11 protein-coding genes, 2 tRNA genes and 1 other RNA gene are annotated in these 11,659 nt (G+C 54.9%); 8 read left to right on the forward strand and 6 right to left on the reverse strand.

The genetic code is table 11. The annotated features are described in order from the left end of the window. Positions 1–79: 79 nt before the first annotated feature. Positions 80–985 carry a patatin-like phospholipase RssA gene (rssA, locus tag AC6I8N_RS11340; protein ID WP_497829074.1) on the reverse strand — a complete coding sequence of 302 codons (906 nt, stop codon included), beginning with the start codon at positions 983–985 and terminating at the stop codon, positions 80–82. A gap of 94 nt (positions 986–1,079) precedes the next feature. On the opposite strand from rssA, the gene AC6I8N_RS11345 reads away from it, so the two are divergent. From AC6I8N_RS11345 to AC6I8N_RS11365, 5 genes are all read left to right on the forward strand, one after another. Then, a complete protein-coding gene (locus tag AC6I8N_RS11345) occupies positions 1,080–1,535 on the forward strand; it encodes a YchJ family protein (protein WP_036625016.1) in 456 nt (151 codons plus the stop codon). A 57-nt stretch (positions 1,536–1,592) separates the two neighbouring features. Then, positions 1,593–2,441: a formyltetrahydrofolate deformylase gene (gene purU, locus AC6I8N_RS11350; RefSeq protein ID WP_021183052.1), complete on the forward strand. Its 849-nt coding sequence runs from the start codon at positions 1,593–1,595 to the stop codon at positions 2,439–2,441. Positions 2,442–2,585: 144 nt separating this feature from the next. Then, positions 2,586–2,670, forward strand: a tRNA-Tyr gene (locus tag AC6I8N_RS11355). A gap of 42 nt (positions 2,671–2,712) precedes the next feature. Further along, a tRNA-Tyr gene (locus AC6I8N_RS11360) sits at positions 2,713–2,797 on the forward strand. Positions 2,798–2,839: 42 nt separating this feature from the next. Continuing rightward, positions 2,840–2,968, forward strand: a non-coding RNA gene (locus AC6I8N_RS11365) — RtT sRNA. A gap of 15 nt (positions 2,969–2,983) precedes the next feature. Here AC6I8N_RS11365 and AC6I8N_RS11370 read toward each other — a convergent pair. Continuing rightward, the gene (locus AC6I8N_RS11370) at positions 2,984–3,877 is read right to left on the reverse strand and encodes a LysR family transcriptional regulator (RefSeq protein WP_497830684.1); all 894 of its coding nucleotides are present in this window, start codon (positions 3,875–3,877) and stop codon (positions 2,984–2,986) included. A gap of 102 nt (positions 3,878–3,979) precedes the next feature. Here AC6I8N_RS11370 and AC6I8N_RS11375 point away from each other — a divergent pair, with 102 nt between their 5' ends. Then, on the forward strand, positions 3,980–4,609 hold the full coding sequence (locus tag AC6I8N_RS11375; RefSeq protein ID WP_497829075.1) for an NADPH-dependent F420 reductase: 630 nt from the start codon (positions 3,980–3,982) through the stop codon (positions 4,607–4,609). A 149-nt stretch (positions 4,610–4,758) separates the two neighbouring features. Next, on the forward strand, positions 4,759–5,565 hold the full coding sequence (xthA, locus tag AC6I8N_RS11380) for an exodeoxyribonuclease III (protein ID WP_497829076.1): 807 nt from the start codon (positions 4,759–4,761) through the stop codon (positions 5,563–5,565). 32 nt (positions 5,566–5,597) lie between these two features. On the opposite strand, the gene AC6I8N_RS11385 is transcribed toward xthA, so the two are convergent. The 4 genes from AC6I8N_RS11385 to AC6I8N_RS11400 form a co-directional block, all read right to left on the reverse strand. Then, positions 5,598–5,894, reverse strand: a complete 297-nt coding sequence (locus AC6I8N_RS11385) for a YnjH family protein (RefSeq protein WP_497830685.1) — start codon at positions 5,892–5,894, stop codon at positions 5,598–5,600. Beyond that, positions 5,894–7,822 (reverse strand): DNA topoisomerase III, encoded by a 1,929-nt coding sequence (locus AC6I8N_RS11390; RefSeq protein ID WP_497829077.1) that lies wholly within the window; start codon positions 7,820–7,822, stop codon positions 5,894–5,896. Before AC6I8N_RS11390 ends, AC6I8N_RS11385 begins: the two co-directional genes overlap by 1 nt. Positions 7,823–7,844: 22 nt before the next feature. Beyond that, on the reverse strand, positions 7,845–8,888 hold the full coding sequence (gene selD, locus AC6I8N_RS11395) for a selenide, water dikinase SelD (protein WP_497829078.1): 1,044 nt from the start codon (positions 8,886–8,888) through the stop codon (positions 7,845–7,847). A 152-nt stretch (positions 8,889–9,040) separates the two neighbouring features. After that, complete coding sequence (locus tag AC6I8N_RS11400; RefSeq protein WP_497829079.1) at positions 9,041–9,592, reverse strand: NAD(P)H nitroreductase; 552 nt, start codon at positions 9,590–9,592, stop codon at positions 9,041–9,043. 169 nt (positions 9,593–9,761) lie between these two features. Between AC6I8N_RS11400 and sppA the strand changes: the two genes are divergently transcribed. Beyond that, entirely contained in the window at positions 9,762–11,618 is a 1,857-nt protein-coding gene (gene sppA / locus AC6I8N_RS11405; protein ID WP_021183044.1) for a signal peptide peptidase SppA, read from the forward strand. The last annotated feature ends 41 nt before the right edge of the window (positions 11,619–11,659 follow it).

Raw genomic sequence — 11,659 nt, forward strand, 5'->3', positions numbered from 1 at the left:
TTTCAATAGTGGTTCATAAAACGCAGTTGTGCCTTTCAGAATTAACCGAAGTCACAACACCTGTGAATGAACAACCTGACTATCTGCTACGGACCAGCGGTAATAGTTCATCCATTTTTTTCTCGACGGCGGCCTTGCCTGCCGCAATGGCCTCTTCAGCCCGGTGAAAGTCCAGCGTAGAAATTTGCGGACAAAAGGGTTGAATCAGCACATCCGGCGGATCGCCTGCCATACGATTGCGCTTCAGGCGATTTTCCAGCACCTGGATGGAGGTCGACATAATCTCCATGGCACCAGGCGTTTGATTTGCACGACGCTGGGTAAGTCCCAGTAGTCGCTGACGTAATTTTTTACCCCAGCTCAATGCTTCTGCTGCCGCCTGCTCCTCACCACTCTGCGGCGTCACTGACAGTAAATCCTGCTGCATCAGATGCGCATCATGCTGGAGATCGACAGCAATCACGATGTCAGCCCCTAACGCACGCGTAAGCGAAATGGGTACCGGGTTGACCACCGCACCATCGACCAGCCAGTACCCATTGTAGCCAACGGGTGGTAATAAGCCTGGCATACTGCATGATGCACGTACCGCCTGATGCAGGTCGCCATCGGTTAACCACAACTCACGACCGGTACTAAGATTGGTGGCAACAACACCGAAAGGTTTTTCGCATTGCTCAATTAATTCATGGGGTATCATCTGCCGAACATGGCTGAACACGCGATCGCCGCGCAATAGTCCGCCACGTTGCCATGAAAGGTCCATCAGGCGAATCACATCCCAGTAGCGAAAGGCGCTGACCCAGCGTTCCATCATACCAAGACGGCCACTGACATACGCTGATCCCACCAGCGCCCCCACCGAACAGCCGGCGACCACATCAATCTCGACCCCGGCCCGTTCTAACGCATTGATCACGCCAATATGCGACCAGCCTTTGGCGGCACCTGAACCCAGGGCCAGCCCGATCCTCACCTTTCTCATCTCACCTCGGGATTTACCTGGTACGTAGCTTCGCGCCCGACAGTCAGCTACCATAGCGCGCAATCTTTAACTTTAATCACCTTGTGGAGATGACGTGTCCGAAACGTGCCCCTGCTGTAGCGGAAAGCAGTATAGCCTATGTTGCCAACCCTTTCTGACCGGGCAGGCTACCCCGGCAAGCGCCGAACAGCTGATGCGCTCACGCTACACGGCATACGTGGAGAAAAACGCGGCATGGTTGGTCGCAACCTGGCACTCCAGCCAACGTGTGGCCGAACTTGAGACGTTATTATCTGAAAGTTTTTCCGGTACTGAATGGCTGGGCCTGAATGTAACCCGTTGTAATCAGGGAAGCCATCAGAATGAAGCATTCGTGACCTTTTTTGCGCGATACCTCGAAAAAGGACGCACATCGGCCATCTATGAATGTTCACGCTTTCTTCGTGAGGATCAACGCTGGTACTATGTGGACGGAACAACGCCCCCGCTGGGGCGAAACGATCGCTGTCCTTGTGGCTCCGATAAAAAATACAAAAAATGTTGTGGCTGATGTGGACATCAGCCCAACAGCATTACCATTCATCGCTTTGACAGGACTCTGATCGAGATGCAAGCGCAAACCATGCAACGAAAAGTTTTACGTACCATTTGCCCCGATGCGAAAGGTCTGATCGCCAAAATCACCAACATTTGTTACAAGCATGAACTCAACATCGTGCAGAACAACGAATTTGTCGATCACCGTACCGGGCGCTTTTTTATGCGCACAGAGCTTGAAGGCATTTTCAACGACAACACCCTGCTTGCGGATCTTGATAGCGCCTTACCGGCGGGTTCAATTCGCGAACTGAACAGCGCAGGCCGCCGTCGTGTGGTGATCCTGGTGACCAAAGAGGCGCACTGCCTTGGCGATCTGTTGATGAAAAGCGCCTTTGGTGGTCTTGATATGGAAATCGCTGCGGTGATTGGCAACCATGAAACGCTGCGCTCGTTGGTTGAACGCTTTGATATTCCCTTTGTGCTGGTCAGCCATGAAGGTCTGACGCGCGAAGAACACGACAACCGCATGGCGGATGAGATTGATCGTTATCAACCCGATTATGTGGTGCTGGCGAAATATATGCGCGTCCTGACGCCCGCGTTTGTGCAACGCTATCCGAACCAGATCATCAACATTCACCACTCCTTCCTGCCGGCATTTATCGGTGCACGCCCCTATCATCAGGCGTATGAGCGTGGTGTGAAAATCATCGGCGCGACCGCGCATTATGTGAACGACAATCTCGATGAAGGCCCGATCATTATGCAGGATGTGATCAACGTTGATCACAGCTACACCGCTGAAGAGATGATGCGCGCCGGTCGCGATGTAGAGAAGAATGTATTGAGCCGAGCACTGTATAAAGTGCTGGGTCAACGCGTGTTTGTGTACGGCAACCGCACGATCATTCTTTAACCACTTCGGCGCTGAACTGCGCAAGCCTTCAGCGCCACGAGTAAAAAGTGGGCAATCGATTCATAAATTTAGTGCGGGCGCTTTACAGATGAAGCGCATTTGGTATTATGCGCCCCGCTTTCAGGCGTAATGATTCAGGCCAGTGGTGGGATTCCCGAGCGGCCAAAGGGAGCAGACTGTAAATCTGCCGTCACAGACTTCGAAGGTTCGAATCCTTCTCCCACCACCATCTGAATCGCCGCGATCTGTTGCCACAATATGCCTTATCCCTGGTGGGATTCCCGAGCGGCCAAAGGGAGCAGACTGTAAATCTGCCGTCACAGACTTCGAAGGTTCGAATCCTTCTCCCACCACCATCCGAATATTCTCCCTTGTTCCTGACTTTCACTCACATTCCCCATATCGCTGATTGGAGAAGGATGAGAAGCTTCGACCGAAGGTTCGGGTCGAGCCACGCGAGACAACGCGCTTTAGCGCGGCCCGAAGGGTGAGGCGCTCTGCGCCGAATAATCCTTCTCCCACCACCATCCGAATATTCTCCCCTATTTATTCCCAAACTCAGTCCTCACCGCATCAACAAAACAACGTATCTTGGTCGTTTGCTTACGCGCCGATGGCACCAGTATATGCATTGGGCGAGAGGGTCCGCTGTAATCCGGCAGCACCCGCACCAGACGTCCTTTATCGATTTCCTCTTTAAGCACATCTTCTGGTCCAAGAGTCACACCATAACCCTCAAGTGCAGCATGCATCAGGGCTTTCCAGTCGTTGGAGCGTAAGCGCCCTTCCGGCCTGACTTCTTCAATCTTACCCGCTTTATGAAAGATCCAACGACAGGGCATCGCGGCAGACCAGTAGCCATAGACCAGGCAGGCGTGATGTTGCAGTTCTGCCGGTGTCTGGGGCATGCCATGACGCGCAATGTAAGACGGGGCTGCACAGGCAATCAATCGATAGGGTGCCAGCGGCCAGGCTACCATAGCGCTGTCGGCCAACTCCCCAATGCGGATCAAAACCTCCGCTTCTTCCTCGGTGGCATTAATGATTCTGTCACTCAACGTCAGTTCGACCTGTACTTGTGGCCAGGCAGCGAGGTAACGGCTGATGAAAGGCGAGAGTGTGTATGACCCAAAGGTCACCGGGGCATTCACACGGATAATACCGGAAGGCGTGGCCTGCATATTCAACACTACGGCATCCGCCTCCTCCACTTCGGTCAGCACCACGCGGCAACGCTCATAGTAGCGACGGCCGATTTCAGTCAAATGCTGACGTCGCGTGGTACGGTTGATTAATGCGGCACCCAGTCGTGTCTCAAGCGCTGCAATGTGTTTAGCCACCATCTGTGGTGACATCTCCAGTGCATCCGCAACAGCGGCAAATGACCCTAATTCAGCGGCTTTGACGAACACCTTCATCCCGGCCAGTTTGTCCATCATTCCCTCCTGAGAGTTGTTTTTAAAACAACATTAATGCGATTTATCTTCTTATGGGAGGGAATCATATTACAACTCACAACAACCCGATGGAGTGAAAAAATGAAGACAGGAATTATTGGCGCAGGATTCGTAGGCCGGGCGATCGCCAAATTAGCCATTCAGGCCGGACATCAGGTCATGCTCAGTAACTCACGCGACCCGCAAACGTTGTTCAGCCTGCGCCCGATGATCGGTTGTGAGATCGGCACAGCTCGCGAAGCCGCCAGCTTCGGTGATATCGTCATTATCGCGGTACCGCTGACCGCCATTGATGCTCTGCCTGCCACTGAGATTGGCAGCAAGCCCGTCCTTGATGCGGTGAATTACTATCGCGAACGCGACGGCGACATCGCCGAATTATCTTCCCGCACCACCACCACCAGCGAACTGCTGGCCCGTTACCTGCCAGAGGCGCGGATCACCAAAGCCTTCAACGCCATCCCAATGACCCAGTTGGAGAGTGACGGTCAGGCCGCAGCCACATCCGGTCGACGCGCCCTGCCGGTAGCCGGTGACGATGCAGAAGGTAAAGCAATCGCGGTCGCGTTGTACGACGCCTTCGGCTTTGATGCCGTTGATGCCGGGCCGCTGGCTGAAGGCTGGCGTTTTGAACGCGGTATGCCGTCTTATTGCGTGCGAATGAACAGCAGTGAATTGATTGCCGCACTGGCCCGGGCTGTCAGATTCTGAAGCACAGCGGCGTGATTTATCGCGCATTTTCAGCACGGAAAAACCGCGCGATATATCGCGCCGCTACGCAATGCCGCTTCTGACCATGACATTTACCACAAAACTCGCTACCATCCCGCCATACTTTTGCGGATAAAAATGGTAGCGAAATGAAATTTGTCTCATTTAACATCAATGGTTTGCGTGCGCGCCCTCATCAACTTGAAGCGCTGGTGGAACAGCATCAGCCGGACGTGATTGGCTTGCAGGAAACCAAGGTCCATGACGACATGTTCCCGCTTGAAGAGGTCAGTAAACTCGGTTACCACGTCTTTTATCATGGACAAAAAGGCCACTACGGGGTCGCACTACTGACCAAAGCCGAGCCGGTCGCGGTACATCGCGGCTTCCCGCTTGATGGCGAAGATGCCCAGCGCCGTCTGATTATGGCTGAAATCCCCAGCCCGATTGGGAATATCACGGTGATCAACGGTTACTTCCCTCAGGGTGAAAGCCGTGACCATCCGATCAAATTCCCGGCAAAAGCGAAGTTCTATCAGGATCTGCAAAGCTACCTGCAAACTCAACTGGCAGCAGACAAACCGGTGCTGATTATGGGTGATATGAATATCAGCAGCACCGATCTCGACATCGGCATCGGTGAAGAGAACCGTAAGCGTTGGCTGCGCACCGGTAAATGTTCATTCTTGCCGGAAGAGCGTGAGTGGATGGACCGCCTGCTTAACTGGGGTCTGGTTGATACCTGGCGTGCACAATTCCCGGAAACGACTGACCGTTTCTCATGGTTTGATTACCGCTCCAAAGGCTTTGATGATAACCGCGGTCTGCGTATCGATTTGCTGCTGGCCAGTCAGCCTCTGGCATCGCGTTGTATCGACAGCGGTATTGATTACGACATCCGCAGCATGGAAAAACCGTCGGACCATGCGCCGGTATGGTCAACCTTTAAATTGTGATGACGCTGCGTGGCCTGCTCAGGCCACGCGACTTATTTGATAATTTTCCAAATCAATGGATTAGTACCCATCACTTTCTCATCGCGCGAACATTGCAGCAGCACACCTTCCGCTTTGACTACCGCACCCTCCGAGTAGCTGCGATTCTCATAGGTACAGCATTGCAGACAGTTGCTCTGCTGATTATTTTGCCCCTGCGTCCAGACTTCTGGCGGCATATCCACCACCACGTCGGTGTTACCCGTGCGGCCAGAATCAGGGGTGCGATTCGCCTGTGCCGCGCTGCTCAACAACAGAGCGCCACTCAGCAACACCATCAGATATCGCATCACTCGGTCTCCTTCATTTTGCGCCGGGCAGGTTTGCGTGTCCGTTTTTTCTCACTCGCGCTCCCACTTGCGGCAATGCCACGAAATGCCTGAAGCGATGGCTGCTGCCGCGCCTGGCCAATCAGGCCAATTAAGGTGCTGACCAGCGGTTGCATAAACTCATCGTAACGACAGGCTTTTTCACTGATGCGGGTTAGCGTCGATTCCCAGTGGGCAGTCATATCAGGCCGTGCCGCCATTTCCGGCAGCGCATGGATCAATGCCCTGCCCGCCTCGGTAGAGTGAATATAGCGGCCCTTTTTCACCAGGAATGTTCGCCGGAACAATAATTCAATAATCCCGGCTCGCGTCGCTTCCGTTCCTAAACCATCGGTCGCACGTAGCACTTTCTTTAGATCTTTGTCCTGCACAAAGCGTGCGATGCCGGTCATGGCCGAAAGCAACGTGGCATCAGTGAACGGACGGGGCGGCTGCGTCTGCTTTGCCAATACTTCACCACGTTCACATAACAGTTCGTCACCTTTACTGACCACCGGCAATGGCGTGCCATCGTTCTCTTCATCGCGCTCCTTGCTACCAAGCAACGCTCGCCAGCCCGCTTCCGCCAGGAAACGTGCCTTAGCAACGAATTTGCCACCCGCAATGTCGAGATCAATGACGCACTTGCGAAACACCGCGTCGGGACAGAACTGCATCAGGTACTGACGCGCAATCAGGCCGTAGATATTGGCTTCATTTTCACTGAGATTCACCTTACTGGCGCGTGCGGTCGGGATGATGGCATGGTGAGCATCGACTTTCTTGTCATCCCAGCAACGGTTGCGCTGTTCAGGGTTGAAATCAGCCGGTGGTGTCATATCCGGTTGATGGGCCTGAATGGCGTTCAGCACCGCATGACGCCCGGCAAAGTGTTCTTCCGGCAGGTAACGGCAATCTGAACGCGGATAGGTGATCAGCTTGTGGGTTTCATACAAACGCTGGCAGCAATCCAGAACGTTTTGTGCGCTCAGGCCGAAGCGTTTTGCCGCTTCAATCTGCAAACTGGAGAGGGAGAACGGCAGAGGCGCGATTTCTGATTCCCGTTTATCGTTATAGGCGGTGACCAGCGCCGGTTGGCCGTTAATGCGCTCCAGCACATGATCCGCCAGTGGGCGGTGCAACAAGCGCCCTTCCTCATCCTGCCAGGGTTCGCAGGCATCACTCGGCACCCAACTGGCGACAAAACGCTCATCCTTTGGCGTGACAATATGTGCTTTGACTTCGAAATAGTCCTTCGGGATAAAGTTCTCAATCTCTTCATCGCGTCGTACCACCAGCCCAAGCACCGGCGTCTGTACCCGACCGACCGACAACACACCGTCATAGCCTGCATTACGCCCTAACAGCGTCCAGGCACGGGTCATGTTGATGCCATACAACCAATCGGCACGGGCGCGTGCCAGCGCCGAGACACACAACGGGATAAACTCACGGTTTTCACGCAGGCGGCTCACTGCGCGTTCCACCGCCTGCGGGTTGAGGTCGTTAATCAGGCAACGTTGTACTTTCTGGCGCTTTTCCGCAGGCAATTGCAGGTAATCAATCACCTCATCCACCAGCAATTGTCCTTCACGATCCGGGTCGCCCGCGTGAACCACTTCGGACGCTTGCGCCAACAAACCTTCAATGACTTTAAGTTGTTTCGCCACCGAGGGACGCGGCTGGAGCCGCCACTTCTCAGGGATAATCGGCAAGTCAGCCAGATTCCAGCGCGCATAACGGCTGTCGTAGCTATCAGGTTGCGCCTGTTCCAGCAAATGCCCGACGCACCAGGTGACAACCTGATCATTTCCGCAGGCAATATAACCATCGCCGCGTCGATGGGGTTTAGGCAACACGTCGGCGATGGCACGTCCGAGGCTCGGTTTTTCTGCAATAAACAAACGCATGAATGGCGTCGATCCTTAAACGTCAGTTAACTACGGTAATCAGCGGATGATGGGGTTCGGCGTCATACAATTCGCCAATCGCGGTGGGCGTCACACCGGCCAGCATGGCACAGCGGTGAAAGGCTTCAACTTCAGAAGGCTGTACCGCCACCAGTAAACCACCGGAGGTTTGTGGGTCACACAGTAGCGCACGCGTCGCGTCATCCAACGGTGACACATGGTGACCGTAGCTGGCAAAATTACGACTGGTTCCTCCCGGTACGGCACCGGCAGCAATATACCCGTCCACACCCGGCAGGCGTGGCACCTGGGTCGCGTTCACCTCAGCACGTAAACCGGAACCCTGACAGATTTCACTTAAATGCCCCAGCAGACCAAAACCGGTGACATCGGTCATTGCAGTCACTCCTGCGAGCTGGGCAAACTCCGCACCCACCTTATTCAACTGACACATCACTTCCGCCGCCAGCGAGTGATGTTCCGGTCGTAACAGCCCTTTTTTCTCGGCGGTAGTCAGAATACCAATGCCGAGCGGTTTGGTCAGGAACAGCTGGCAGCCAGGCTGGGCTGCGCTATTTTTCTTCACCCGCGCCACATCAACGATGCCCGTTACGGCGAGGCCAAAAATCGGCTCAGGTGAATCGATCGAATGACCGCCCGCCAGCGCAATGCCGGCGGCCTGGCATGCCGCACGACCGCCCTCAACCACCTGTTGCGCGACCTCGGGGCTCAGCACATTCACCGGCCAGCCAAGAATGGCGATCGCCATGATCGGCTTACCGCCCATTGCATAGATATCGCTGATGGCATTGGTGGCAGCGATACGGCCAAAGGTATGGGGATCGTCAACAATCGGCATAAAGAAGTCGGTGGTGCTGACCACCGCGCTGCCATTGCCCAGGTCATAAACGGCGGCATCATCGCGGGTTTCGTTCCCCACCAGCAAATGGGGATCGTGGAAGGCGCTCAGTTCACTATGCAGGATGGTTTCCAGCACCTGGGGTGAGATTTTGCAGCCACAGCCAGCGCCGTGGCTGTATTGGGTCAAGCGAACAGGGTCACTCATGGCGGGTTCCTTATGCACTGGCAGATAGCGCTATGTTAGCCTGGCTGCCAGCCTGAGGTAAGTGGTGCGCAATCACAGCTCGATCAATCGCACACGCGGTGTGCAATATTTGCAACGCCGCTCAGCCTGACGGAGAAACCCGCGGGTGTCTGTCAGAAATAACTGACAAATTCCGCCGTGTCAGGGGGCAGAACCGTGGTGCTGGATTTTAACTGCGGCGTACCGAGATACAGAAAACCGACAATCGCATCCTGTTCCCGACAGCCGAAGGCGTCACGCACCTGCGGATGATCGGTCCAGGGACCGCTGCGCCAGATGCCATTGAAGCCCTGCGCGGCTGCCGCCATCTGCATCGCCATCACCGCACAGCCTGCGGAAATCAACTGTTCCCAGCGTGGCACTTTAGGATGTTCTTCACAACGTGCGACCACCGTGATGATCATCGGTGCCCGGAACGGCGATGAGCTGGCTTTCTCTATGGCCTTATCATCCATCGCGCTGGCACGCGCGGCCTGCTCCAGCAGCTTGCTCAAGCGCTCACGTCCCTCTTTCTCGACGATGATGAAGCGCCAGGGTTGCAGGGTGCCGTGGTCCGGCGCGCGCATACCGGCGCGCAGGATGTTTTCCAGCACCTCACCTGCCGGGGCGGGATCCGCCAGACGTGAGGCTGAACGGCGATTAACTAACAAATCAAGTGCATCCATTATCTTCTCCCTTGGAAAAAAACGTTGTCTAATCCTGGCATACCACGATCTTTTGTAACAGTCTGGCGCGATTTCCTGCTGACTTTTAACACGCTGCTCTTTAGGATGTGGTCGATATCGAGGCGGCTGGCGTGCTGGCTGTCTTCGGCTACGTGAATATGGAGAGTCTATGCGCACATTGTGGCGAATTATTGCTGGCCTGTTCCGCTGGGGCTGGCGGGTGCTGAATTTTATCCGGGAATTTATCCTTAATTTATTTCTGATTGTGTTGATCCTGGCGGGTGTGGGGATCTGGTTACAGGTGAGCGGTTCCGGCAGCAGCGAACCGGTCCAGCAGGGCGCGCTGAAAGTCGATCTTACCGGGGTGCTGGTGGACAAACCTTCGGTCAGCAACCGTCTGAGCCGGATTGGCCGTCAGTTGCTGGGTACCAGTAGTGATCGTCTCCAGGAAAACTCGCTGTTTGATGTGGTCGATGCCATTCGTCAGGCAAAAAGTGACAAAAACATCACCGGCATCGTGCTGGATCTGCGTGATTTTGCCGGTGGCGATCAGCCGTCATTGCAATATGTCGGTAAAGCACTGCGCGAATTCCGTGACAGCGGCAAACCGGTCTACGCGATTGGCGATAGCTACAGCCAGGCACAATATTATCTGGCGAGTTACGCCAACAAAGTTTATCTCTCGCCGCAGGGCACCGTTGATCTGCACGGTTTCGCCACTAACGGCCTGTACTACAAAACCTTGCTCGACAAGCTGAAGGTTAACTCACATGTCTTCCGCGTCGGTACCTATAAGTCGGCGGTCGAACCGTTCCTGCGTGACGATATGTCACCAGAAGCACGCGATGCCGATAGCCGCTGGATCGGTCAGCTGTGGCAGAACTATCTGAACACCGTCTCCGCGAACCGTCAGATTACCCCGGAACAGTTGTTCCCGGGTGCCGCCGGTATCATCAGCGGTTTGCAGGCGGTACAGGGTGATACGGCAAAATATGCGCTGAACAACAAGTTGGTCGACGCGCTGGAAAGCCGTGCTTCTGCTGATCAGGAGCTGATTAAAACCTTCGGCTGGGATAAACAGAATAACGATTATCGTAACGTCAGCATTTACGATTACACCGTTAAGCAACCCACGCAGCAGGATGGCAATATCGCCGTGGTGATGGCGAGTGGCGCGATTATGGACGGTGAAGAGACCGCCGGAAACGTCGGTGGCGACACCACCGCTGCACAGATCCGCGATGCGCGTCTCGATCCGAAAATCAAAGCGATCATTTTGCGCGTCAATAGCCCTGGTGGCAGCGTGACCGCGTCAGAAGCCATCCGCGAAGAACTGGCTGCTGCCCATGCGGCAGGTAAACCGGTAGTGGTGTCGATGGGCGGGATGGCCGCGTCTGGTGGCTACTGGATCTCCACTCCGGCGGATTACATTGTGGCTAACCCCAGCACGCTGACCGGTTCGATTGGCATCTTCGGCGTGATCAATACCGTTGAGAACAGCCTGAGCACCATTGGTGTGCATACCGATGGCGTTGCCACCTCGCCGCTGGCTGACGTCGCCACCACCAAAGCGTTACCGACGGAAGTACAGCAACTGATGCAGCTGACTATCGAGAATGGCTATCGTAACTTCGTCGGTTTAGTGGCGGCTTCGCGTCATAAGACGCCAGAGCAGATCAATGAGATTGCCCAAGGCCATGTCTGGACCGGCAGCGATGCCAAAGCTAACGGACTGGTGGATGCGCTGGGTGACTTTGATGATGCCGTCAGCAAAGCCGCTGAACTGGCGAAAATCACCACGCCGCAATTGAGCTGGTATCAGGATGATCCGGGCATGCTGGATCTGCTGCTGAATCAGATGAGCGCGTCTGCCAGCGCCATCATGCCGGAAGCCCTAAAAGTGTGGCTGCCTGCACCGATGTTGGATGTCATGAGCGCAATGAAAAAACAGCCTGGCCTGTTTGATAACCTTAACGACCCACAAAATCGCTACGCGTTTTGCCTGAACTGTGGCCAGGTAAAATAATCTTTACAGCCCGGCCGCTGGTCGGGCTGCTTTTCCCCGGT

This window comes from Pantoea sp. X-Soil-TKNS-1279, assembly GCF_059730565.1.

Bases quoted from the DNA above. Each gene is read 5' to 3' on its own strand.
- rssA (WP_497829074.1), bottom strand. From the start codon at position 985: ATGAGAAAGGTGAGGATCGGGCTGGCCCTGGGTTCAGGTGCCGCCAAA.
- purU (WP_021183052.1), top strand. From the start codon at position 1,593: ATGCAAGCGCAAACCATGCAACGAAAAGTTTTACGTACCATTTGCCCC.
- AC6I8N_RS11370 (WP_497830684.1), bottom strand. From the start codon at position 3,877: ATGGACAAACTGGCCGGGATGAAGGTGTTCGTCAAAGCCGCTGAATTA.
- AC6I8N_RS11375 (WP_497829075.1), top strand. From the start codon at position 3,980: ATGAAGACAGGAATTATTGGCGCAGGATTCGTAGGCCGGGCGATCGCC.
- xthA (WP_497829076.1), top strand. From the start codon at position 4,759: ATGAAATTTGTCTCATTTAACATCAATGGTTTGCGTGCGCGCCCTCAT.
- AC6I8N_RS11385 (WP_497830685.1), bottom strand. From the start codon at position 5,894: ATGCGATATCTGATGGTGTTGCTGAGTGGCGCTCTGTTGTTGAGCAGC.
- AC6I8N_RS11390 (WP_497829077.1), bottom strand. From the start codon at position 7,822: ATGCGTTTGTTTATTGCAGAAAAACCGAGCCTCGGACGTGCCATCGCC.
- selD (WP_497829078.1), bottom strand. From the start codon at position 8,888: ATGAGTGACCCTGTTCGCTTGACCCAATACAGCCACGGCGCTGGCTGT.
- AC6I8N_RS11400 (WP_497829079.1), bottom strand. From the start codon at position 9,592: ATGGATGCACTTGATTTGTTAGTTAATCGCCGTTCAGCCTCACGTCTG.
- sppA (WP_021183044.1), top strand. From the start codon at position 9,762: ATGCGCACATTGTGGCGAATTATTGCTGGCCTGTTCCGCTGGGGCTGG.